Source organism: Curtobacterium sp. MCPF17_050 (genome assembly GCF_003224435.2).
Lineage (GTDB): Bacteria > Actinomycetota > Actinomycetes > Actinomycetales > Microbacteriaceae > Curtobacterium.
Genome location: NZ_CP126250.1, coordinates 1,505,872 through 1,528,798 on the forward strand (window position 1 = coordinate 1,505,872; position 22,927 = coordinate 1,528,798).

General features: G+C 71.3%; 18 protein-coding genes. 10 read left to right on the forward strand and 8 right to left on the reverse strand.

Annotated elements, in window-relative coordinates; all coding sequences use genetic code 11:
- Positions 1–169: 169 nt before the first annotated feature.
- Positions 170–1,594: a type I glutamate--ammonia ligase gene (gene glnA, locus DEJ34_RS07125; RefSeq protein ID WP_110825433.1), complete on the reverse strand. Its 1,425-nt coding sequence runs from the start codon at positions 1,592–1,594 to the stop codon at positions 170–172.
- Between the two features lie 142 nt (positions 1,595–1,736).
- On the opposite strand from glnA, the gene DEJ34_RS07130 reads away from it, so the two are divergent.
- Entirely contained in the window at positions 1,737–2,174 is a 438-nt protein-coding gene (locus DEJ34_RS07130; protein ID WP_110900029.1) for an RDD family protein, read from the forward strand.
- Positions 2,175–2,317: 143 nt separating this feature from the next.
- Here DEJ34_RS07130 and DEJ34_RS07135 read toward each other — a convergent pair whose 3' ends face one another.
- Positions 2,318–3,031: a DUF4191 domain-containing protein gene (locus DEJ34_RS07135; protein WP_110911231.1), complete on the reverse strand. Its 714-nt coding sequence runs from the start codon at positions 3,029–3,031 to the stop codon at positions 2,318–2,320.
- 128 nt (positions 3,032–3,159) lie between these two features.
- Here DEJ34_RS07135 and DEJ34_RS07140 point away from each other — a divergent pair, with 128 nt between their 5' ends.
- Complete coding sequence (locus DEJ34_RS07140; RefSeq protein WP_146236907.1) at positions 3,160–3,984, forward strand: hypothetical protein; 825 nt, start codon at positions 3,160–3,162, stop codon at positions 3,982–3,984.
- An 80-nt stretch (positions 3,985–4,064) separates the two neighbouring features.
- Here DEJ34_RS07140 and sucB read toward each other — a convergent pair whose 3' ends face one another.
- The 3 genes from sucB to DEJ34_RS07155 form a co-directional block, all read right to left on the reverse strand.
- Complete coding sequence (gene sucB / locus DEJ34_RS07145) at positions 4,065–5,597, reverse strand: 2-oxoglutarate dehydrogenase, E2 component, dihydrolipoamide succinyltransferase (RefSeq protein ID WP_110911233.1); 1,533 nt, start codon at positions 5,595–5,597, stop codon at positions 4,065–4,067.
- 67 nt (positions 5,598–5,664) lie between these two features.
- A complete protein-coding gene (gene lpdA / locus DEJ34_RS07150; RefSeq protein WP_110825438.1) occupies positions 5,665–7,038 on the reverse strand; it encodes a dihydrolipoyl dehydrogenase in 1,374 nt (457 codons plus the stop codon).
- Between the two features lie 168 nt (positions 7,039–7,206).
- On the reverse strand, positions 7,207–8,712 hold the full coding sequence (locus DEJ34_RS07155) for a leucyl aminopeptidase (RefSeq protein ID WP_110900032.1): 1,506 nt from the start codon (positions 8,710–8,712) through the stop codon (positions 7,207–7,209).
- Positions 8,713–8,807: 95 nt separating this feature from the next.
- On the opposite strand from DEJ34_RS07155, the gene DEJ34_RS07160 reads away from it, so the two are divergent.
- The 5 genes from DEJ34_RS07160 to DEJ34_RS07180 all read left to right on the forward strand — a co-directional run bounded on the left by DEJ34_RS07160 (position 8,808) and on the right by DEJ34_RS07180 (position 14,633).
- Positions 8,808–9,722: a proteasome assembly chaperone family protein gene (locus DEJ34_RS07160; protein ID WP_110911234.1), complete on the forward strand. Its 915-nt coding sequence runs from the start codon at positions 8,808–8,810 to the stop codon at positions 9,720–9,722.
- 63 nt (positions 9,723–9,785) lie between these two features.
- Positions 9,786–11,105, forward strand: coding sequence for an MFS transporter (locus DEJ34_RS07165; protein ID WP_110911235.1), 1,320 nt, complete (start codon positions 9,786–9,788; stop codon positions 11,103–11,105).
- A gap of 171 nt (positions 11,106–11,276) precedes the next feature.
- Positions 11,277–12,593: an RNA polymerase sigma factor gene (locus DEJ34_RS07170; protein ID WP_110825442.1), complete on the forward strand. Its 1,317-nt coding sequence runs from the start codon at positions 11,277–11,279 to the stop codon at positions 12,591–12,593.
- Positions 12,594–12,600: 7 nt separating this feature from the next.
- Positions 12,601–13,863, forward strand: coding sequence for a MurT ligase domain-containing protein (locus tag DEJ34_RS07175; protein ID WP_110825443.1), 1,263 nt, complete (start codon positions 12,601–12,603; stop codon positions 13,861–13,863).
- On the forward strand, positions 13,860–14,633 hold the full coding sequence (locus DEJ34_RS07180; protein WP_110911236.1) for a hypothetical protein: 774 nt from the start codon (positions 13,860–13,862) through the stop codon (positions 14,631–14,633). The genes DEJ34_RS07175 and DEJ34_RS07180 overlap by 4 nt, the downstream gene beginning before the upstream one ends.
- A gap of 139 nt (positions 14,634–14,772) precedes the next feature.
- Here DEJ34_RS07180 and DEJ34_RS07185 read toward each other — a convergent pair whose 3' ends face one another.
- Positions 14,773–15,000 (reverse strand): DUF7455 domain-containing protein, encoded by a 228-nt coding sequence (locus DEJ34_RS07185; RefSeq protein WP_110825445.1) that lies wholly within the window; start codon positions 14,998–15,000, stop codon positions 14,773–14,775.
- Positions 15,001–15,178: 178 nt separating this feature from the next.
- Between DEJ34_RS07185 and DEJ34_RS07190 the strand changes: the two genes are divergently transcribed.
- Positions 15,179–17,386, forward strand: coding sequence for a DNA gyrase/topoisomerase IV subunit B (locus DEJ34_RS07190; RefSeq protein WP_110911237.1), 2,208 nt, complete (start codon positions 15,179–15,181; stop codon positions 17,384–17,386).
- 121 nt (positions 17,387–17,507) lie between these two features.
- On the opposite strand, the gene DEJ34_RS07195 is transcribed toward DEJ34_RS07190, so the two are convergent.
- Complete coding sequence (locus DEJ34_RS07195; protein WP_110911238.1) at positions 17,508–19,994, reverse strand: DNA gyrase/topoisomerase IV subunit A; 2,487 nt, start codon at positions 19,992–19,994, stop codon at positions 17,508–17,510.
- A gap of 25 nt (positions 19,995–20,019) precedes the next feature.
- On the opposite strand from DEJ34_RS07195, the gene DEJ34_RS07200 reads away from it, so the two are divergent.
- Positions 20,020–21,174, forward strand: coding sequence for an alkaline phosphatase family protein (locus DEJ34_RS07200; protein ID WP_258368310.1), 1,155 nt, complete (start codon positions 20,020–20,022; stop codon positions 21,172–21,174).
- Between the two features lie 96 nt (positions 21,175–21,270).
- Here the strand turns inward: DEJ34_RS07200 and sepH are convergent, their stop codons facing one another.
- Positions 21,271–22,290, reverse strand: a complete 1,020-nt coding sequence (gene sepH / locus DEJ34_RS07205) for a septation protein SepH (protein ID WP_181422235.1) — start codon at positions 22,288–22,290, stop codon at positions 21,271–21,273.
- Between the two features lie 262 nt (positions 22,291–22,552).
- On the opposite strand from sepH, the gene DEJ34_RS07210 reads away from it, so the two are divergent.
- The gene (locus DEJ34_RS07210) at positions 22,553–22,852 is read left to right on the forward strand and encodes a DUF4193 domain-containing protein (RefSeq protein ID WP_110825450.1); all 300 of its coding nucleotides are present in this window, start codon (positions 22,553–22,555) and stop codon (positions 22,850–22,852) included.
- The last annotated feature ends 75 nt before the right edge of the window (positions 22,853–22,927 follow it).

A 22,927-nucleotide genomic window follows, 5' to 3' on the forward strand; every position in this document is an offset into this window, starting at 1 on the left:
GGTGCGGAGCGGTGCGCGGCCCGGTGCCGGTCCGCAGGGCCGCCACCGCGCCTCCAGGCGGACGCGCACGGCGGTCCCGCCGCGCAGGGACGGCTCCCTGCTCTGCGGACGCGCACGCGAGGAAGGGCCCCACACCTGACGGTGCGGGGCCCTTCCTCGTGTGCGGAACTCAGACGCCGAAGTACAGCTCGTACTCGAACGGGTGGGGACGCTGCGCGAGGGGGAGGATCTCCTTCTCACGCTTGTAGTCGATCCAGGTCTGGATGAGGTCCTCGGTGAAGACGTTGCCCTTCGTGAGGAACTCGTGGTCCGCCTCGAGCGCGTCGAGCGCCTGCGACAGGCCGGCCGGGACCTGGGGGATGTTCTTGGCTTCCTCGGGCGGCAGCTCGTAGAGGTCCTTGTCGACCGGCTCGTGCGGCTCGATGCGGTTCTGGATGCCGTCGAGGCCGGCCATGAGCTGCGCGGCGAAGGCGAGGTACGGGTTGCCGGACGCGTCGGGCGCGCGGAACTCGATGCGCTTGGCCTTCGGGTTCGTGCCCGTGATCGGGATGCGGATCGCAGCCGAACGGTTGCCCGCCGAGTAGACGAGGTTGACGGGGGCCTCGAAGCCCGGGACCAGGCGGTGGTACGAGTTCACCGTCGGGTTCGTGAAGGCGAGCAGGGCCGGGGCGTGCCGCAGGATGCCGCCGATGTACCAGCGCGCGACGTCGGACAGGCCGCCGTAGCCGTTCTCGTCGTAGAACAGGGGGGTGCCGTCCGACCAGAGCGACTGGTGGGTGTGCATGCCCGAACCGTTGTCACCGAAGAGGGGCTTCGGCATGAACGTGGCGACCTTGCCCCACTGCTCGGCCGTGTTCTTGACGATGTACTTGAACTTGAGGATGTCGTCCGCGGCGTGGACCAGCGTGTCGAACTTGTAGTTGATCTCCTGCTGGCCGCCGGTGCCCACCTCGTGGTGCGCGCGCTCGAGCTCGAGGCCGGCGTCGATGAGCTTCAGCGAGATGTCGTCGCGCAGGTCCGCCGTCTTGTCGACCGGCGAGACGGGGAAGTAGCCGCCCTTGTACGGGGTCTTGTTGGCGAGGTTGCCGCCCTCTTCCTCGCGGCCGGTGTTCCACGCGCCCTCTTCCGAGTCGACGGAGAAGAACGACTCGTTCTGCGTGACCGAGTAGCGGACGTCGTCGAAGATGTAGAACTCGGCCTCGGGGGCGAAGAACGCCGTGTCCGCGATGCCGGTCGAAGCGAGGTACTTCTCGGCCTTCTTGGCGACCTGGCGCGGGTCACGGCCGTAGATCTCGCCGTTGCGCGGGTTGTAGATGTCGAACACCATGATCAGCGTGCGCTCCGCGCGGAACGGGTCCACGTAGGCGGTCGTCACGTCGGGGATGAGCTGCATGTCCGACTCGTGGATCGACGCGAAGCCGCGGATCGAGGAGCCGTCGAAGAGCTGACCGACGGCGAAGAAGTCCTCGTCGACCGTTGATGCGGGGATGTTGAAGTGCTGCTGGACCCCGGGGAGGTCCGTGAACCGGATGTCGAGGAACTTGACGTCCGTGTCCTTGATGAACGCGAGCACCTCGGAGGAATCACTGAACATGCGAGTCGGTCTCCTGTGGCGTTGGGTGGTGTCGAGGGAACCAGGAGGCACCCTCCGACGAGGCTAGAGACACCGGGTTTCCCGGACGTGACTGCGTTGTTTCCAGCGTGTTACGCACCCGGCGACCGCCTACGCTGGGGACATGGCCCGCTCCACTCCGTCCACCCCGCCCGCAGCCGGCTCCGGTCGGACCGAGTGGCCGGGCAAGGTCCTGGGGCTGCCGGAGTCGGGCCCGCGGAGCATGGGCGGCTTCGGCCGACGGTTCCTCGGGCTGGTGATCGACTGGGCGTTGGCCTCGCTCGTCTCCCTCGTCATCGGCACGTACGGCGCGGCGGGCAACTTCATCACGCTGGGCATCTTCGCCGTGCTGCAGGTCCTGTTCATCGCGCTCGCGTCGGGGTCGTTCGGGCACCTCTGTGTCGGGCTGCGCGTGGTGCCGATCCGCGGAGGCTACGTCGGTGTCTGGCGCCCGGCGGTCCGCACCGTGCTGCTGTGCATCGTCGTCCCGGCGCTCATCCACGCGAAGGACGGCCGTCCGCTCCACGACGGCGCTGCCGGTACGGTGCTCGTCCGCCGCTGACGACGCGGGTCCTCGTCCGCCGGTGCCGTCCGAGCCGGCCGGTGCCGTCCGGGCCGGCCAGTGCCGTCCGGGCCGGCCGATGCCGGAGGACGACGATGCCCCCGACCAGGACGGCCGGGGGCATCGGGACGCGGCGGTGACGGTCAGCGCGGGCGACCCGCTCGGACACGCGTGGGGTCGATGCCCTTCGGGACGGACGCGGCAGGACCGTGCGTCAGCGAGTCGAGTCGGTTCGACACCGCCAGCACCTCGTTCCGGTTCAGGGCCTTCTTGTGCTTGTTCATGGCCTTCGGCAGCTTGTGCAGCGTGACCTGGCCGTCACCGTCGCCGACGTTGACGACGTGGATCGGCACGTTCGGGACGATGCGGGCCACCTTGCGGCGCTCCTCCTCGACCTGGCGCGTGAGGTTGCCGACCTGACCCTCGGTGATGAGGATGACGCCCGGCGTCCCGACCGCGCGGTAGACCGCAGCCTGCGAGCGACCGTGGACGGCGACCGGCATCTCGCTCGACCGCCACTGACGCCGCAGCGAGTTCGTCAGCACGGCGCCGACGGCACCGGGCTGCCCCTCGATCTGCGAGTACGCGGCCCGCTCGGCCAGACGCCCGAGCACGATGAGGAACAGCAGCACGCCGAGCAGGACGCCGGCGAGGATCCAGAGGACGATCGCGAGCCAGTTCTGACCCGGCAGGAGCAGCGCCAACAGGACGCCCGCCACGACCGGACCGAGGAACGCGAGGGCGAACCACCAGACGGACGACGGGTCGGCCCGGCGCGTCATGGTGAAGACCTGGTACATCTGCTTGAGACGACCGGGCTCCTTCGCCGGGGTGCTTGAGGAACTGCTGCGTGCCATGCCGTCAAGGATACGGCCTGGCACGCGGATCGGAGACCGCCCGCCCTCAGGCTGTGGGCGAACGGGACGTGTCCACCGGTCCTGGTCGCGGACGGGAGGCCCGCCTCACCGCCGGCACGCTGGTCACCGTGGACCTGGAACAACCGACCGACCGCTGTTGGCGGACCGCGACGCCCTCGGACGCCTTCTGGGAGTGGGTCGCGGACCGCAGTTGCCTGGCGCACGACCACCTCGTCGCCGTCGCGCAGGTGGGTCGTGACGAGACCGGGGCGCTCGTCGTGCGGACGGCCGGACCGTCCGGGCTGGCGCTGCCGACGGCACTGGACCGCATCGGGTCGCCGACACCGGGCGTCGCCGTGACGCTCACGCTCCCGCTGCTCGAGGTCGCGCTGCTGGCGGACGCCGGCGCGCTGCTGCTCGGCTCCGCCCGCGTGGAGGACGTCGTCGTCGACGACGCGGGCGCGGTCGTGCTCGTCGACCGCCCTCCGGGCGCGGACGGGCAGCAGCCCGCGGGGTCACTCCCCGGGGTCGAGGCGCTCGTGCTCGCGGTCCGTGCCGTCTGGGACCGTGTCGACGCCCGGGACGCCGGGATCGCGGGCCCGGGTGCGGACGGGATCGACGAACGGTGCTCCCTGGCGCGGACGCACGGCGGCGCGGCCCTCGTGGAGCTCGACCGCGCGGTCCGGGCGGCGGCACCACCGCGTCCCGTGCGGTGGGACCCGCCGCCGCTGCCCTACGCCTTCGAGACCGCAGACCGCCACGGCACGGCGACGGGCGGGCGTCCGGGAACGCAGGGAACGCTGCCGGTCGGCCGCCTGCTCGTGGCGTGTCGGGACGTCCTGACATCGGGCGTGCCGCTCGCCGGCCGACGGGTCGGTGTCCGTGCGGTCGTGACCGTGCTGGTGGTCGTGGCGGGTCTCGTCGTCGCCGTCACGCAGGGTCGGGGCCGATGACCGGGCCGGGGACGCGGAACGGCCCCGCCTCCCGGGTGGGAGACGGGGCCGTCGGCGTGGTGTCCGTCCGACCTGGGTGGTCAGTACCCGAGGTTCGGAGCGAAGTTGCCCTCTTCGAGGCGGTTCTTCACGGCCACCAGGTACCGGGACGCGTCCGCGCCGTCGATGATCCGGTGGTCGTAGGAGAGCGCCAGGTAGACGAACGAACGGATCGCGATGGCCTCCTGGCCGTCGACCTTCACCACGGCCGGACGCTTCGTCACGATGCCCGTGCCGAGGATCGCCGACTGCGGCAGGAAGACGACCGGGGTGTCGAACAGCGCGCCGCGCGAACCGGTGTTGGTCAGCGTGAACGTGCCGCCGGCGAGCTCGTCCGGCTTGAGCTGGTTGTTGCGCGTGCGCTCCGCGAGGTCCGCGATCGCCGTCGAGAACTGCGCGAGGTCGAGCGACGCCGCGTCCTTGATGACCGGGGTGAGCAGTCCGCGCTCGGTGTCGACCGCGATCGAGACGTTCTCGGTCTCCGGGTAGACGATCTCCTCGCCGTCGACGGTCGAGTTGATCTTCGGGTGCGCCTTGAGCGCCTCCGAGGCCGCGAGGGCGAAGAACGGCATGAAGGAGAGCTTCGAACCGGTCTTCTCGAGGAACTCGGCCTTGTGCGCGTCACGGAACTGCGCGACCTTCGTCACGTCGACCTCGACGACACTGGTGAGCTGCGCGGTCGAGGTCATCGACTGCACGGCCCGCTCGGCCACGACCTTGCGCAGGCGGGTCATCTTCTCCCGCGTCCCACGCAGCGGCGAGACCTCGGCGACGAAGGGATCGGACTGGGCCGGAGCGCTGGTCGACGCCGACGCTGCCGGGGCGGCCGCCGCTGCCGAGGCCGCGGCGAGCACGTCCTCCTTGCGGATGCGGCCACCGACACCGGTGCCGGCGACGGTCGACAGGTCGACGCCCTGCTCGTTCGCGAGCTTGCGGACGAGCGGGGTGACGTACCCGGATGCCGCACCGTTGGTGGTGGGGTTCGGGACCTCGGCCGAGGGCGTCGACGCCGGGGCGGCCGGGGCGGGGACGGCCGCGGGAGCCGGGGCTGCCTTCGCCGGAGCGGGGACCGCGGCCGGCGGGGCGGCGGCGGGCGGCGGGACCGGAGCGGCCTGCGGCACGGGCGAGGCCGCCGGCGGCGCGGACGGAGCCTGCGGGGCCGCGGGCTGCGTCTGACCGGCCGGTGCGGGCTCGGGCTCGGTGGGCTCCGGGGCCTTGGCCTCGGTGTCCTGCTCCGTGCTCGGCGCAGTCTCCGGCTCGGACTCCTGTGCAACCGCCTCGGTCGCGTCGTCGGTGGACTCGGAACCGCCCTGGTCGGAGGAGTCGCCACCACCGGAACCGTCACCGATCTTCACGAGCGGGGTGCCGACCTCGACGGTCTCGTCCTCCTGGACGAGGATCTCCTCGATGACTCCGGCGACCGGCGACGGGATCTCGGTGTCGACCTTGTCGGTGGAGACCTCGAGCAGCGGCTCGTCGACCTCGATCCGGTCACCGACGTTCTTCAGCCATCGGGTGACCGTACCCTCGGTGACGCTCTCCCCGAGCGCCGGGAGGTTGACGGATTCGCTCATCGGGTGGACTCCTCTTCGCAGGCGTGGTTCGTGGTTGTGGTGTTCGTCGTGCGCACGTGCGTGTCGATCACAGCGCGTGCAGCGGCTTGCCCGCGAGGTGCAGGAAGGCCTCGCCGAGGGCTTCGTTCTGCGTGGGGTGGGCGTGCACGAGGGGAGCGACGTCCTCCGGGTGCGCTTCCCAGTTCACGGCGAGCTGGGCTTCACCGATGAGCTCGCCGACGCGCGCGCCGATCATGCTGACGCCGACGACCGGGCCGTCGATGACGCGGACGACCTTCACCGCACCGGCCGTACCGATGATGTGGCTGCGGCCGTTGCCGGCGAGGTTGTACTCGTAGGTGTCGACCTTGTCGGCGCCGTACTGCTCCTCGGCCTTCGCCTGGGAGAGCCCGACCGAGGCGACCTCGGGGTCGGAGTAGGTGACCTTCGGGATGTTCGTGTCGGAGATGACGACCGGGTTGAGACCGGCGATCTCCTCGGCGACGAAGATGCCCTGCTGGAAGCCGCGGTGAGCGAGCTGCAGGCCCGGGACGATGTCGCCGACGGCGTAGACGTTCGGCAGGTTTGTGAGGAGGCGCTCGTTCGTCGTGACGAACCCGCGCTCCATGGCCACGCCGACCTCGTCGTAGCCGACGTTCTGCGTGACCGGGCCACGGCCGACGGCGACCAGGAGGACGTCGCCCTCGTAGGTCGCGCCGTTCTCGAGCGTGACGACGACGCCGTTCTCGTGCTGGTCGACGTGGTCGAACCGGACGCCGAGCGAGAACTCGATGCCGCGCTTGCGGAACGCGCGTTCGAGCTGCTTGGACATCGACTCGTCCTCGGCGGGGATGAGGTGCGGCAGGCCCTCGACGATCGTGACCTCGGCGCCGAACGACTTCCACACGCTGGCGAACTCGACACCGATCACGCCGCCACCCAGGATGACGACCTTGTTCGGGACGTAGTCCATGCGGAGCGCGGTCTCGGAGGTGATGACCCGGCCGCCGATCTCGAGGCCCGGCAGCGACTTCGAGTAGGAGCCGGTGGCGAGGACGACGTTGCGACCGGTGACCGTCTGGTCGCCGACCTGCACCGTGTTCTGCGAGGTCAGCCGGCCCCACCCCTCGACGACGGTGATGCCGCGGGCCTTGATGAGCCCCTGCAGGCCCTTGTACTTCGAGTTGATGACGCCCTGCTGGTACTCGATGACCTTCGGCACGTCGACGCCGGTGAACTCGGCGATGACACCGTACTTCTCCGCGTCACGGGTACCGTCGGCGATCTCGGCCGAGTGCAGCAGTGCCTTCGTCGGGATGCAGCCGCGGTGCAGACACGTCCCTCCGAGCTTGTCTCCCTCGATGAGCGCGACGCTCATGCCGAGCTCGGCGGCCCGGAGCGCTGCGGCGTAGCCGCCGCTGCCGCCACCGAGGACCACGACGTCGTAAGTCTGTTCCGTCACCTGGTGCAACTCCCTCGTGCGTGTCAGGGGCGGCTTGGTGTCTCTTGGACGCCGTCCCGGTGGACACCGCGCGGCGGCGTCCGGCGGTCGGACCGTCTGTACCGGTCCCGTCCCGTCAGTTCCGGCGGGGAGCACGCTGACGCGGCGGCCCCGCCGGAACCAAACCTACTACTTGCCCTGCAGGTCTTCTGCGAGTGCGACCAGGGTCCGGACCATCACACCGGTCGCGCCCTTGCCGAGCCAGCCGTACCCGGCACCGCGGTTCTCGGACGGGCCGGCGATGTCGAGGTGCGCCCACGGGATGGTCGCGCCGTCGGCGGTCGTGCCGACGAAGCGCTCGAGGAACTTGGCGGCGAGGAGCATGCCGCCCGCGGTCTGGCCGACGGTGGCGTTGACCATGTCGGCGACGTCGCTCGCGAGCCGGCCGTCGAGCTCCTCCGGCATCGGCATCGGCCAGACCGGTTCGGCGACGGCGTCGGCGACCGCGCGGACCTGCGCGACGAACGCGTCGCTGCCCATGAGACCGGTCGTCCGGTCGCCGAGGGCGACCATCTGCGCGCCGGTGAGCGTCGCGACGTCGACGATCGCGTCGGGCTGCTCGAGCGAGGCCGCCGCGATCCCGTCACCGAGGACGAGGCGTCCTTCGGCGTCGGTGTTGGTGACCTCCACGGTCTTCCCGTTCTTGAGGGTGAGGACGTCGCCGGGGCGGATCGCCGACCCGGACGGCATGTTCTCGGCGAGGCAGAGCCAGGCCGTGATCTTCGTGTCGAGACCCAGGCGTGCCGCGGCGACCGTCGCGGCGAGCACGGTCGCCGCGCCGGTCATGTCGGTCTTCATGCCGAGCATCGACGCGGCGGGCTTCAGCGAGAGGCCGCCGGTGTCGAACGTGATGCCCTTGCCCACGAGCGCGAGGTGCTTCGCCGCACCGGCCGGCTCGTACCGGACGACGACGAGTCGCGGCGGCCGCACCGAGCCCTGACCGACCCCGGCGATGCCGCCGAAGCCCTGCTGCTCGAGCTCCGTCTCGTCGAGGACCTCGACCGTGAGGGGCAGCCCCTCGGCGACCGCGGCCGCGACGTCGGCGACGTCCGACGGACCGAGGTCGCCGGCGGCGGTGTTCACGAGGTCGCGTACGAGCGATGCCGCCTCGGCCACGACGGCCGGACGCACGGTCGCGTCGGCGTCCACCGATGCGGGGGCGAGGACCGTGATGCGCTGGTCACCGCGGACCGGACCGGTGGTGCCGGTGCCCTTGTGCCGGGTGAAGGCGTACGAGCCGAGGGCCGCGCCCTCGAGCGCGGCGGCGACGGCGTCGTCGTCCTCGGTGGGCAGCGCGAGGGCGATCGAGCCGACGTGCGGGAGCTGCCGGACGGCGCTGCCCGCGGCGGAGCGGACGGCGGCGGTGCCGGTCGCACTCCCGAGCCCGACGAGGGCGACGCCGGCGGCGGCGATCCCGGCGGCGGCACCACCGGGGATGCGGACGAGCTGGTCCTTCGCGCCGGTGGCGCCCACGGCCTCCAGGTCGAGCTGTTCGAGGCCGGGGACGGGGCCGACGGCGGTCGGTGCGAGGGTGGCGGGGCCGCCGTCGGTGCCGGGGCGGACACCCACGACGAGGACGTCGGCGTCGACGGAGGCGGGGGAGGAGGAAGTGGTGGAGAGCGTCGGTCGGACCATCACACCAGCCTACTGACGGTGCTCTGACGGCCTGTTCGCTGTCGGCGTGGGCGGCGGTCCGGGCCGCGTCGGCGGGCCCGCCTAGCATTGGCCGGGTGAACCACCCCGAGGACCTCTACACGCTCGACGAGTCCGCCCCGACGGTGCCCGCCGGGCTGCACCTCGTCGCCGCCCTCACGGGCTTCGCGGACGCGGGCTCGGCGGTGGCACAGATCACGACGTCGATCACCGGCTCCCTCGAGTCGCAGCTCGTGGCCGAGTTCGACCCGGACGTCCTGCTCGACTGGCGCGCCCGCCGCCCGGTGATCACGTTCGAGCACGACCACATCACCGCCGTGGAGCCGCCCCGGCTCACCCTGCACCTCGTGCGCGACGAGCTGGGCCAGCAGTTCCTCTTCCTGTCGGGCTACGAACCCGACTTCCAGTGGAACCGCTTCGTCCGCGCCGTCGTCGACCTCGCGGAGGACCTGCAGGTCGCCGACACCACCTGGGTGCAGGCGATCCCGATGCCGGTGCCGCACACCCGGACGATCGGCACCACCGTGTCCGGCACGCGCGCGGACCTGGTCGAGTCGATGAGCGTCTGGAAGCCCGAGACGCAGGCGCCGGCGAACGTCCTGCACCTGGTCGAACACCGCCTCGCCGAGCTCGGGCAGCAGGTGACCGGGCTCGTCCTGCTCGTCCCGCACTACCTGGCGGACACCGAGTACCCCGACGCGGCCGTCGCCGCCCTGTCCGGGATCTCGGCCGCGACCGGGCTCATCTTCCCGACCGACGCCCTCCGCGAGGAGGGTCGGGAGTTCCTGTCCCGGGTCGACGAGCAGGTCGCCGGCAACGCCGAACTCCAGCGCCTGGTCGGCGCGCTCGAGCAGCGCCACGACACCTACATGGAGGGCAACCCGGTGGCGTCCCCGCTGACCGGCGCCGACGGTGAGGTGCCGACGGCGGACGCGATCGCCGCGGAACTCGAACGGTTCCTCGCGGACCGTCGCACCGCCGACGACGACTGACGTCGGCCCGGGGTCACGGTTGGCCCGCGCGGACGGTGCCCGCGTGGTGGCTAGCCTGGTCGGGTGAACTCCCGCCGCGCCTTCGTCGTCTGGGGCGTCGCCGTCCTGGCGTACGTCCTCGCGGTCGTGCAGCGGTCGTCCCTCGGGGTCTCCGGGGTCGACGCGCAGGACCGCTTCGCCGTGTCGGCCGCCGTGCTGTCGACGCTCGCGGTCGTGCAGATCGCCGTCTACGCCGGACTGCAGATCCCCGTCGGGATCGCGCTCGACCGCGTCGGTCCGCGCCGCCTGGTGCTCCTCGGGGCGGTGCTGCTCACGGTCGGGCAGGCCGTGGTCGCGGTGTCACCGACCATCGGCCCGGCCGTCATCGGGCGCGTGCTCGTCGGAGCGGGCGACGCGATGACGTTCATCTCGGTGATGCGACTGCTGCCGATGTGGTTCAGCGGGACGCTGCTGCCGCAGATCTCGCAGTGGACGGGCAACCTCGGCCAGATCGGCCAGATCGTCTCCGCGTTCCCGTTCGCCCTGCTCCTGCACTCGGTCGGGTGGGACGCCGCGTTCGGCGTCGCAGCCGCCACCAGCGCCGTCGGACTGGTCCTGGCGGTGGTCTTCGTCCGCGCGGGGCCGGTCGCCGTGCGCACGGACACGATCCCGATCCCGCACTCGTGGGGTGCCGCGTTCAGCACCTTCGGGCACGCCCTCCGTCGGCCGGGCACGCAACTCGGGTTCTGGTCGCACTACGTGACGCAGTCCTCGGGAACCGTGTTCAGCCTGCTGTGGGGCGTCCCGATGCTGCGGGGGCTCGGGTACTCACCGACCGAGGCGGCGAGCTTCCTGACGGTCATCGTGGTGGTCGGCTTCGTCGCGGGACCCGTCCTGGGACTCCTGTGCGCGCGCTTCCCGATGCGCCGGTCGAACCTGGTGCTCGGGATCGTCACAGCCTTGGGCGTCGTGTGGACCGCGGTGCTGCTCTGGCCGGGGCAGCCGCCGACGTGGTTGCTCGTCCTGCTCGTCGTGGCGATGGGCGTCGGGGGACCGGGTTCGTTGATCGGGTTCGACTTCGCGCGATCGTTCAACCCCGTGGGGTCGCTCGGATCGGCGAACGGCGTCGTGAACGTCGGCGGGTTCCTGGCGGCCTTCGTGATGATGTTCGCCATCGGGACGCTGCTCGACGTCCTCGCCTCGGCCTCCGGCACCGACACGTTCGCGTGGCAGAACTTCCGCGTCGCGATGACGGTGCAGTACGTCGTCGTCGGGTTCGGCGTCGTGATGCTCCTGTCCGCCCGTCGCCGGACCCGCGCCCGTCTGCACGCCGAGGACGGAATACGGGTGGGACCGCTGTGGGTTGCACTCGTTGCACGCCTGCGGAAACAGCGCGTGCAATAATGACCACGGACCCTTTCGGGTTCCCCGCGTCCGACGTCGGGGGACTTGACATGGGTCCTAGTGCTGCCCGGAACGGTAGGACCAGACGACGTGGGGGACCGCGGCGGTGGCCCTGGGCGGCGAGGGAAGGCCACGACCCCAGGAACGTGGCACGACGAGGAAGGTGATCGCATGGCTGCCCGGAGCACGACGGTCGATCCCACGAAGGACACCACGCCCGACGGCGTCGTGGCGGAAGACGCCACGGAGACGGAGGGCACGGTCGCGCCGAAGAAGCGCGCCACCAGGACCACCACCGCCGCCAAGAAGGCCGCCCCGAAGAAGGCGGCCCCGAAGAAGGCCGCGGGCAAGAAGGCCACGGCCGCCGCCGCCGACGACGAGGACGGCGACGGCGAGGACGACGCCCCGGTGGAGGTCGTGGAGGACACGACCGACACCACCGACGAGGTCGCCGAGGACGCCGAGGACGAGTCGGCTGCGAAGCCCTCGACCGAAGCCGCCGCGGTCGCCGCGGGTGCGCTCGTCATCTCGCAGACCGACGACGACGAGGCGCCGGTCTACTCGACGACCATCACGGGTGCCACCGCGGACCCGGTGAAGGACTACCTCAAGCAGATCGGCAAGGTCGCGCTGCTGAACGCCGAGCAGGAGGTCGAGCTCGCGATGCGCATCGAGGCCGGCCTGTTCGCCGAGGACAAGCTGCAGCACTCGACCGGGCTCTCGAAGCCCGAGGAGCGCGAACTCCGCTGGGTCGCGCGTGACGGTCAGCGTGCCAAGTCGCACCTGCTCGGTGCGAACCTCCGTCTCGTCGTCTCGCTCGCGAAGCGCTACACGGGCCGCGGCATGCAGTTCCTCGACCTCATCCAGGAGGGCAACCTGGGCCTGATCCGTGCGGTCGAGAAGTTCGACTACACGAAGGGCTTCAAGTTCTCGACCTACGCGACGTGGTGGATCCGTCAGGCCATCACCCGTGCCATGGCCGACCAGGCCCGCACCATCCGCATCCCGGTGCACATGGTCGAGGTCATCAACAAGCTCGCCCGGGTGCAGCGGCAGATGCTGCAGGACCTCGGCCGCGAGCCCACGCCGGAAGAGCTCGCCCGCGAGCTCGACATGACGCCCGAGAAGGTCGTCGAGGTGCAGAAGTACGGCCGCGAGCCGATCTCGCTGCACACGCCGCTCGGCGAGGACGGTGACTCGGAGTTCGGTGACCTCATCGAGGACACCGAGGCGGTCGTCCCGGCCGACGCGGTGGGCTTCACCATGCTGCAGAAGCAGCTCGAGAGCCTGCTCGACTCCCTGTCCGAGCGCGAGGCCGGCGTGATCCGGATGCGCTTCGGCCTCGGTGACGGCCAGCCGAAGACCCTCGACCAGATCGGCGACACGTTCGGGGTCACGCGCGAGCGGATCCGTCAGATCGAGTCGAAGACGATGGCGAAGCTCCGCCACCCGTCCCGGTCGCAGTCGCTCCGCGACTACCTCGAGTAGGCCGCCCGTGCGTTTCGCGATCCCGATCCTGGTCGGGCGGATCCTCCGTGCCCTCGCTCGTGCGCGGGGCGGCGGATCCGCCTACCCGGGCTACGTCGTCCTCAAGCTCGTGCCGGACTTCCTGCAGCACGTCACGCGGCAGTTCCCGAACGGCGTCGTGTTCGTCCTCGGGTCGAACGGCAAGTCGACGACGACGCACATGATCTCGGAGATCGTGCGTGCGCACGGGCTCCGGGTCTTCACGAACCCGTCCGGGGCGAACCTGCCGCAGGGGATCGCGTCCGCGCTCCTGTCCGAGGTGTCGCTGACCGGCAAGCTCAAGGCGGACATCGGCATCCTCGAGGTGGACGAGGCCTTCGCCGTCGAACTGGCGGGCATCCTGTCGCCGTCGACGGTGACGATGCTCAACGTCCAGGTCGACCAGCTCTACCGGTTCTTCGAGACCGAGCGCGTCGCCACGATGATGCTCGACACCGCGGCGCTGTCGTCCGCGAACGTCATCACGAACCACGACGACCAGTTCCTGGACGCCTACACGCCCGTCGACGGTCAGCGCGTGCTCCGCTTCGGTGCGAGCTCCGAGGTCGTGGCCGCTGCGCCGAACGGCCTGCAGAACGCCGACGACTTCGTCGCCGGGACGGACCGTGCCCAGACGACGGCCGACGCCGAGGTCGTCGTGTTCACCGGCGACGGCGCGACCATCGCCTTCGACGGCGACGAGGTGCCGGTGCGCCTGCCGGCTCGCGGCCTGCACTACGCCGTCGACGCCGCGGCGGCGACCGCGACCGCGAGTGCCGCGCTCGGCGCGCAGTTCCGTGCCGACGCCGTGACGAAGGCGTTCCAGCGGATGAAGCCGGCGTACGGACGTGGTGAGCGTCTGCCGATCGCGGGTGAGTCCGCTGAGTTCACGATGTTCAAGAACGCCGCGAGTCTGCAGCTGAACCTGGACGCGCTGCCCGCGCACCCGGAACAGGTGCTCATGGCGATCGACGAGGGCACCCCGGACATCTCGTGGATCTACGACATCGACTTCTCGAAGCTCGACCACGTGGACGTCGTGTCGGGTGACAAGGCCTGGCAGATCGCGATCGCCCTCGAGCACGCCGGCGTCCGCATCGGCCGCGTCGAACCCGACGTCGAGTCCGCGATCCGGCACATGCAGGGCCTCGGGGCGACGACGACCGGCACGAAGAACTTCATCGTCAACTACGAGATCATGATGATCGCCCGGAAGGCCCTCGGCCACCCGGACCTGGAGAAGACCGCATGACGGCCGATCGCCTGACCATCCTGCACGTGTACCCGCGCCAGATGGGGGTCTCCGGGGACCGCGGCAACGTCGCGGCCCTCGTCCGTCGCGCCGCTGCGGCCGACATCGACACCGAGGTCGTGGAGTACGCCCCGGGCGAGACGCTCCCCGCGTCCGCGGACGTCGTGCTGGTCGGGAACGGACCGCTCAGCGCGATGCGGTCGCTCGGTACCGACGTCGCCCGCGTCGGTACGCCGCTGCGCGACTTCGCCGCCGCCGGTGTGCCGGTCGTCGCGGTCGGCGGCGGGTTCGACCTCGCGACGAACCAGGTCGTCCCGACCGAGGGCGCCCCGGTCGACGGGTTCGGGGTGTTCGACGCCCGCGCCGTCCGCGGTGCCGAGCGCCGGGTCAACTACTTCGTGCTCGAGACCCGGTACCCGCTACTCCCCGGCGCCTCCACGCGCCTCGCGGGCTTCGAGGACCACGCCGCGCGCATCGAGCTGGCCGACGGCGTCGAACCGTTCGCGGACGTCGTGTCCGGTGGCGGCAACCAGGCCGGTGCACCGGTCGAGGGCGCGATCGCCGGCACGTCGTTCGGCACCCACACCCAGGGGCCGATCCTGCCGCTCAACCCGCAGCTCACGGATGCGGTCCTCGCCGCGGCGACCGCCCGCCTCGGACGGACGTACGCACCGGACGCCGAGCGCACCGCGACGATCGACCGGTACGCCCGCGAAGCCCGTGCCACGGTCGACCGCTACGTCGACAAGGCGTTCAAGCGCATCACCTGATCCCGCCGACGGGCAGCGCCCGTACGACAGGCAGCGCCTGTACGACAGGCAGCGTCCGTACGACAGGACGACGCACCGGAGGCCCGGTGCCGGTCTCGTGGACCGGCACCGGGCCTCCGGTGCGTCGCGGCGGTGCCGCCTACTTGGACTCGTGGAGTCGCGAGGACTCGTCGTGCCACTCGAGGGCGGTGGCTGCCAGCTTGTCCTTGAACTCGGCGCCGTGGTGGGCGCAGAACAGGAGTTCACCACTGGCCATGGTGGCGCGGATGTACGCCTGCGCACCGCAGCTGTCGCAGCGGTCGGCCGCGGTGAGCTGGTGGTTGTCGTTGAGTTCGTCGACGGAGAGGTCCTGCACGGTCTGGGTCATTGCTGTGCTCCTCACGGATCGCAGTACGGTGCGGTGAATGCACCCATTCCAACACGTCCCGCCTGGATGCCGTGCATCCTGACCGGCTCGTTCGCTGAGCGCGGAGCGCTTGTCCCCTCGCCGAGGCACACCGCTCGTGCGGCCCGCTGGTGTCGGTGCGGCTCGGTACCCTGATCACGTGAGCTCCGACTACTCCGCACGGCATCTCTCCGTCCTCGAAGGACTCGAGGCGGTCCGGAAGCGTCCCGGCATGTACATCGGCTCGACGGACTCCCGTGGGCTCATGCACTGCCTGTGGGAGGTCATCGACAACTCCGTCGACGAGGCCCTGGCCGGACACGGGGACGAGATCGGGGTGACCCTGCACGCCGACGGGTCGGTCGAGGTGTCGGACGTCGCGCGCGGCATCCCGGTGGACGTCGAGCCGAAGACGGGGCTGACCGGGGTCGAGGTCGTGTTCACGAAGCTGCACGCCGGCGGCAAGTTCGGCTCCGGGTCGTACGCGGCCTCGGGCGGCCTCCACGGCGTCGGCGCCTCGGTCGTCAACGCGCTGTCCGAACGACTCGACGTGCAGGTGGACCGCGGCGGCAAGACGTACGCCATGTCGTTCCACCGGGGCGAGCCGGGCGTGTTCGACGACTCCCGGGGCATCGGGCCGGACGCCCCGTTCGCACCCTTCACCTCGGGGAGCGAACTGCGGGTGGTCGGCAAGGTGAAGAAGGGCGTGACCGGGACGCGGGTGCGCTACTGGGCGGACCGACAGATCTTCACGAAGGACGCGGCCTTCAGCACCGGGGACCTCGTCAACCGCGCGCGGCAGACCGCGTTCCTCGTGCCGGGACTCGGGCTCACCATCACCGACGCTCGCCCGGCGTCGATCGCGGCGGCCGCCCAGCGTGCGGCCCTGGCGGCGTCGACTGCCGGCGCCGGGGCGTCCGGCACGACGGACGACGGGACCGGGACGGACGGGCCCGCGACCGACACCGCGCCGGCCCTGGCGGTCGAGCAGGGGCCGGTCGTCGAGCGCTTCCGCTACGAGGGCGGGATCGGCGAGTTCGTCGAGCACCTCGCCGTCGACGGGGCGAAGACCGACGTCTGGCGCATCCAGGGCTCCGGCACGTTCAAGGAGACCGTGCCGATGCTCGACGACAAAGGCCACATGGTGTCCACCGAGGTCGAGCGCACGTGCGAGGTCGACGTCGCCCTGCGGTGGGGCGACGGGTACGAGACGGTGTTCCGGAGCTTCGTGAACATCATCGCCACCCCGAAGGGCGGCACGCACCAGGCCGGGTTCGAGTCCGGTCTGGTCAAGGCCGTCCGTGCCCAGGTCGAGGCGAACGCGCGCAAGCTCAAGGTCGGGCAGGACAAGCTCGAGAAGGACGACGTGCTCGCGGGCCTCACCGCTGTGCTGACCGTCCGGCTGCCCGAGCCGCAGTTCGAGGGCCAGACGAAGGAGATCCTCGGCACGCCGGCCGTCCGCCGGATCGTCGACTCCGTGGTGGCCAAGCGCATGACGGAGATCCTCACCTCGACGCAGCGCACCGAGAAGGCGCAGGCCGCGGTCGTGCTCGAGAAGGTCGTCGCCGAGATGAAGACGCGCATCTCCGCCCGGGCGCACAAGGAGACGCAGCGCCGCAAGAACGCGCTCGAGAACTCGTCGCTCCCGACGAAGCTCGCCGACTGCCGCTCGAACGACGTCGACGGGACCGAGCTGTTCATCGTCGAGGGCGACTCGGCACTCGGTACCGCGAAGCTCGCCCGCAACAGCGAGTACCAGGCGCTCCTGCCCATCCGCGGGAAGATCCTCAACGTCCAGAAGGCGTCGGTGTCGGACATGCTCTCCAACGCCGAGTGCGCGTCGATCATCCAGGTCATCGGTGCGGGGTCCGGGCGCACGTTCGAGCTCGACCAGGCCCGCTACGGCAAGGTCATCATCATGTCCGACGCCGACGTCGACGGTGCCCACATCCGGACGCTGCTGCTGACGCTCTTCTTCCGGTACATGCGCCCGATGATCGAGCAGGGCCGGGTGTTCGCCGCCGTGCCGCCGTTGCACCGGGTCGTCGTGGTCAACCGCGGCAAGCCGAACGACACGCTGTACACCTACTCCGAGCAGGAGCTGACGACGCTCCTCAAGAAGCTCGAGCGCTCGAACAAGAAGTACCTCGAGCCGATCCAGCGCTACAAGGGCCTGGGCGAGATGGACGCCGACCAGCTGGCCGAGACCACGATGGACCGTGCGCACCGCACCCTGCGACGCGTCAACGTGTCGGACGCCGAGTCGGCGGCCAAGGTGTTCGAGCTGCTCATGGGGAACGACGTGGCCCCGCGCAAGGAGTTCATCCTCGCCGGCGAGGGTCTGGACCGCGAGCGCATCGACGCCTGACGGCGCCCTGCCGGACAGGAGGCGCGGGGCGGCCCGGCCCCGCGCCTCCTGTCCGTCCCGGTGCGGCCACGCTGGCGTGCGCCCTGCTGCGACGCTCGTGTGCGCTCAGCGCGCGTGAGGCTCAGGCCTCGCCGCGAGTCCCGTCGACGGCCGCCGCGCTCCCACCGATGGTCACGACCTCGGCGTCGAGCGGACTGCCGGAGCCGTCACGCTTCGACAGCCAGTCCGGCAGCGTCCGGGCAGCACCGTCCGCCCCGACCGCGTGCGGCGGAGCGACGCCCGCCCACGCCACGGTCAGACCGTCCTCGCCCTTCAGGAACGCGTGCGCCCGGACCCCCTGGGTCCCGCGGCCCTTCGCCGGGAACTCGGTCAGCGCGGACACCTTCGCCCGTCCGGCGTCCGTCCCGGGCAGGGCGGTCGACGTCGTGGACACGGTGGCGACCACGGAGTCCTCGGTCAGCGCGACCGATCCGAACCAGATGACGGACGCACCGGCGGCCAGGGACACCCCGGCGACACCGCCGGCCGGCAACCCCTGCGGGCGGACGGCGGCGGACGGGAAACGCAGCAGCTGCGCGTTCGAGGTGATGAACACCAGGTCGTCCGATTCGGGTGCCTGGGTCGCACCGACGACGCGGTCGCCCGGCTTGAGCCCGATCGCGACGACCTCGGCCTTGTCCGGCCACGCGCCGGGCACCACGCGCTTCACGACGCCCTGCGCGGTCCCGATCGCGAGCGACTCGGTCACGGCGGCGTCGAGCGACACGAGTGCGACGACGATCTCGGACTTCGGGATGCCCAGGTAGTCGGTGACGCGGACGCCGGCGTCGAGCCGCACGGACGCGGGCGGCACGGCGGGGACGTCGACGGGGGAGAAGCGCAGCACACGGCCGGTCGAGGTGAGGGCGCCGACCTGCCCGCGCACGGTGCTCACCACCGTGGAGCGGACCGCGTCGTGCTTCGACCGCTTCGGGACGTGCACGATACCGGACTCGGCCGCGGGGATGTCGACGCGGACGAGCCGCCCGGTCGTGGAGAGCAGCACGCGACAGGGAGCGTCGGCGACCTGGAGCGACTCGGGGTCGACCGCGGCCTTCCGGCCACCGCGGACGGGGGCGTCGGCCTCGGTCAGGAGGGTGCGCCGGGGCGTGGCGAACCGGTCGGACACCTCGCTCAGCTCGGTCGCGACCTGGCTGCGCAGGCGGTCATCGGACGCCAGGAGTTCCTCGAGCGCGGCGATGTCGGCGAGCAGCTGGTCACGCTCGCCCTCGAGCTCCATGCGCGAGAACTTCGTGAGTCGTCGCAGGCGCAGTTCGAGGATGTACTCGGCCTGCACCTCCGACAGGTCGAACACGTCCCGCAGGCGACTGCGCGCGGCTTCGGAGTCGTCGGACGTCCGGATCACCTGGATGACCTCGTCGATGTCCAGGATCGCGATGAGCAACCCCTCGACCAGGTGCAGCCGTTCGCGACGACGGGCCAACCGGTACTCGGAGCGCCGCGTCACCACGGACAGGCGGTGCCGCACGTAGACGTCGAGCAGGTCGCGGAGGCCGAGCGTGCGCGGCGACCCGTCGACCAGGGCGACGTTGTTGATGCCGAAGTTCTCCTCGAGCGGGGTGTGCTTGTACAGCTGCTCGAGGACGGCCGTGGGGTTGAAGCCGGACTTGATGCCGATCACGAGCCGCAGACCGTGGTTGCGGTCGGTCAGGTCGTTGACGTCGGAGATGCCGACGAGCTTCTTCGCCTGGACCCCGTCCTTGATCTTCTCGATGACCCGTTCCGGACCCACCAGGTACGGCAGCTCGGTGACGACGAGCCCGGACTTGCGCGGGGTGAGGTTCTCGACCGAGACCTTGGCCCGCGTCCGGAAGCTACCGCGGCCCGTGGCGTACGCGTCCCGCACACCCGAGAGCCCGACGATCGTGCCGCCGGAGGGCAGGTCGGGGCCCGGGACGAACTCCATGAGCTCGTCGAGGGTGGCCTGCGGGTGCATGAGGAGGTGCTTCGCTGCCTCGACGACCTCGCCGAGGTTGTGCGGCGCCATGTTCGTCGCCATGCCCACCGCGATGCCCGAGGCGCCGTTGACGAGCAGGTTCGGGAACGCCGCCGGCAGCACGCTCGGCTGCATGATCTGGTTGTCGTAGTTCGGCACGAAGTCGACGACGTCCTCGCCGAGCCCCTCGGTCATCGCCATCGACGGCTCGGCGAGCCGGGCCTCGGTGTACCGTGCCGCGGCGGGGCCGTCGTCGAGGGACCCGAAGTTGCCGTGTCCGTCGACGAGCGGGACGCGCATCGTGAACGGTTGTGCGAGGCGCACGAGCGCGTCGTAGATGGCACCGTCGCCGTGCGGGTGCAGCTTGCCCATCACCTCGCCGGTGACGCGGGCACTCTTCACGTGGCCGCGGTCCGGCCGGAGACCCATCTCGGCCATCTGGTACAGGATCCGCCGCTGCACCGGCTTCAGGCCGTCGCGGGCGTCCGGGAGAGCGCGTGAGTAGATGACGGAGTACGCGTACTCCAGGAAGGAGCCCTGCATCTCCTCGGAGACGTCGACCTCCTCGATGCGCTCACCGTCGGGCAGTCCGACGACGTCCGTGCGTGCCATGGCACCTTTCTGGGAGAGTGGTGGGGTGGCAACCAGCGTACCGACGGCCCCCGACGACACCGCGAACCTCGCCGACGTGCTGCCGAGTTGCCTGGTCGCACTCGGCGCGGCCGACGACGACTGGCTCCGGGCGCGCGGCCTGGAGGCCCGGATCCCCCTCCGCCCCGCCCGTTCCGCGGTCGTCGTGCTCGTCGACGGCCTCGGCGCGAACGCCCTCGCCGCACGGGCCGGCCACGCACGCTTCCTGACGGCCACGAAGAAGCGGCTGCGGAGCGGGTTCCCGACGACGACCGCCGCGGCCCTGACGACCCTGACCACGGGCCGCCCGCCCGGGACCCACGGCGTCGTCGGCTACAGCGGCTGGGACCCCGGCCGGCAGCGCGTGATGAACCTGCTCAGCGGGTGGGACGACGAGGTCCCCGCCGGGTGGCTCCGTTCCGAGACGCTGTTCACCGTGGCGGACGGACTCGGCGTCGAGCCCGTCGTGGTCGCCCCGGGGCGCTACCGGTCCTCCGGGATGACCGCCAACGTGCTCGGCGGCGCGCGCTTCGTGTCGGCGGACACCGTCTCCGCCCGGGTCGACGCGGCGATCGAGGCCACCGCCTCCGGTCGGCAGCTCGTCTACCTCTACGTGCCCGAACTCGACTCGATCGGCCACAAGCACGGCTGGCAGTCCGACCGGTGGACGGCGGCGCTCGAGCTGGTCGACGCCGAGGTCTCCCGGCTGGCGGCACGCGTCGGACCCGACGTGGGTGTCCTGGTGACGGCGGACCACGGCGTGCTCGACGTCCCGCCGGAGTCGAACGTGTCGCTCGACCCGCACCTGCTGACGGACGTCGTCGGCGTCGCCGGGGACCCGCGCTGCCGACAGCTGACGGTCGCCCCCGGGACGGACGTGCCGGACCTGGTCGAGGCCTTCCGGGCCTCCCTCGGCAAGCGCGCGATCGTGGCGAGCCGGGACGAGGCGGTGGCAGCCGGGTGGTTCGGTTCGGTCGCGTCCGAGGTGCTCCCGCGCATCGGCGACGTCCTGCTCGTCGCCCGTGGCTCGTGGGCCTTCAACGACGACCGCGACGTCCGTGCCGGGACCGAACCGGGGCGGATGGTCGGCCAGCACGGGGCCATGAGCGACGACGAGTTGCTCGTACCGCTCCGGCTCGCCGGGGCGTTCGCGCAGCGGTAGCACCCGAGCGGACCCGGACCCGGACCCGGGCACGGGACGACGGGAGGCCCGCCCCACGGACGTGTGACGGGCCTTGCGTCGGTCGGCGGCGCGGGCTCAGACGGTGTCGTCGTCCGGACGGGTGCCGAAGACGATCTCGTCCCAGCTCGGCATCGCGCGGCGGTTGCGCTTGCGCCGGTCCTGGCGCGCGTCGCCGTCGCTCGTGGCGGCGGGACGGGCCTCGGGCTGCGGGGCGGTGTCGGAGTCGTCCGCGCCGTGCAGGGGGATGTCGACCACGCCGACGGCCGGACCGCGCGGTGCGTCCTGCTGCTCGGGGAACGAGGCGGCTTCGCGCTCACCGCGGCGACGACGGAGCGCCTCGAGCAGGTCGGCGGTCTCGTTGCCCGGCGCGCGCTCCTCGACGTAGGCGGTACCGATCCGGGGGAGCGGCGGGCGGAGCGGAGCGCGCTCGGCGGGTTCCGCGGCCGTGGTCTCGTCCGTGGCGGCCGGCTCCTCGACGTGGAAGGCCCCGGAGTCGAAGCGGGTGCCGTCCTCGTCCTGGCGCTCGTACTCGACGGCGCGGAGTCGGGGAGCGATGCCCTCGTCCTCGGTGTGGGACAGCCGGTGGGCGTCCCCGTTGTCCGGCACGAGCGTCGCGGTCTTCGGGTCGAAGCGCCACTGCGCGTCGTGCTCGACCTCGGCCGCGGTGTACCGGACCTGGACCTGCCAGCCGTTCTCCACGTGCTTCCAGCTGGACCACGCGATGTCCGTGGCGTCGCCTGCTTCGAGCCGGGCGGTGATGGCCGGGCCGAAGGTGTCCGGCGACGCGTCGTCGACCGGGGTGACGCCGACGCGTCGGGCGGCGTCGAGGATGAACGCGCGCTCGGCGAGGACAGGGCCCTCGAAGCGCCGGACGTAGTCGACCTCGACCCCGAGCGCGGCGGCCACGTCCGCGGCGTCGGCGCCACTGCGGATGCGCGCCTGCACGTCCTTCGGGGACACGCGCTTCTGCGGACCGGATTCGGGGTTCGCCTGCCGGACCTGACCCGCGAGGGACGCCGTGACCGGCAGCCGGAACTCGGTCCCGCCGTCGGTCGCGAGGAGGAGCGACCCGGATTCGACTCCGATGACTCTCACGTCTTGCATGGTTCCGCCTTCCGCTGCCTGCGTACGGTCGTGCGTCGTACCCGAGGAGTATGCAGGCCGTCCGGGCAGTTTCCGGGGAGGCGCACGGCGTGCCGCGCGCAGGTCGTCGACTCCGGGAATGGCGCAGACGTGCGCCGGGTTGCACGGCCAGAACGCACCGCCCCTCGCTCCGGTTTGCACTCGGACGGGCCGTGGTGCAAACTGTCGCCGCCGATTCCGGCGACGACCCTCTCGATACGAGAAATGGATGGGCATGGCCACCGATTACGACGCCCCTCGGAAGACCGACGACAACTCTGACTCGGAGTCGATCGAGGCCCTCAAGGAGCGCGTTCCCGACAAGATGTCGGGGGTCGTCGACGACGATTCCGACAACCCCGGCAGTTTCGAACTCGCCGGGCAGGACCTCAGCGACGTCGACCTCGACGTCGTGGTCCTCCCCCCGCAGGTCGACGAGTTCACGTGTGTGGAGTGCTTCCTCGTGAAGCACCGCTCGCAGCTCGACCACGAGACGAAGCTCGGCCCCGTGTGCATGGAGTGCGCCGCTCTGTAGGGCGACGAGCGCCGGCGCACGCTGCCGAGTGCAGGACGGCCCGCATCCAGTCGGATGCGGGCCGTCCTGCATGTC

Coding starts and splice junctions, on each gene's coding strand:
- glnA (WP_110825433.1), bottom strand. CDS start 1,594: ATGTTCAGTGATTCCTCCGAGGTGCTCGCGTTCATCAAGGACACGGAC.
- DEJ34_RS07130 (WP_110900029.1), top strand. CDS start 1,737: ATGGCCCGCTCCACTCCGTCCACCCCGCCCGCAGCCGGCTCCGGTCGG.
- DEJ34_RS07135 (WP_110911231.1), bottom strand. CDS start 3,031: ATGGCACGCAGCAGTTCCTCAAGCACCCCGGCGAAGGAGCCCGGTCGT.
- sucB (WP_110911233.1), bottom strand. CDS start 5,597: ATGAGCGAATCCGTCAACCTCCCGGCGCTCGGGGAGAGCGTCACCGAG.
- DEJ34_RS07155 (WP_110900032.1), bottom strand. CDS start 8,712: ATGGTCCGACCGACGCTCTCCACCACTTCCTCCTCCCCCGCCTCCGTC.
- DEJ34_RS07170 (WP_110825442.1), top strand. CDS start 11,277: ATGGCTGCCCGGAGCACGACGGTCGATCCCACGAAGGACACCACGCCC.
- DEJ34_RS07180 (WP_110911236.1), top strand. CDS start 13,860: ATGACGGCCGATCGCCTGACCATCCTGCACGTGTACCCGCGCCAGATG.
- DEJ34_RS07185 (WP_110825445.1), bottom strand. CDS start 15,000: ATGACCCAGACCGTGCAGGACCTCTCCGTCGACGAACTCAACGACAAC.
- DEJ34_RS07195 (WP_110911238.1), bottom strand. CDS start 19,994: ATGGCACGCACGGACGTCGTCGGACTGCCCGACGGTGAGCGCATCGAG.
- DEJ34_RS07210 (WP_110825450.1), top strand. CDS start 22,553: ATGGCCACCGATTACGACGCCCCTCGGAAGACCGACGACAACTCTGAC.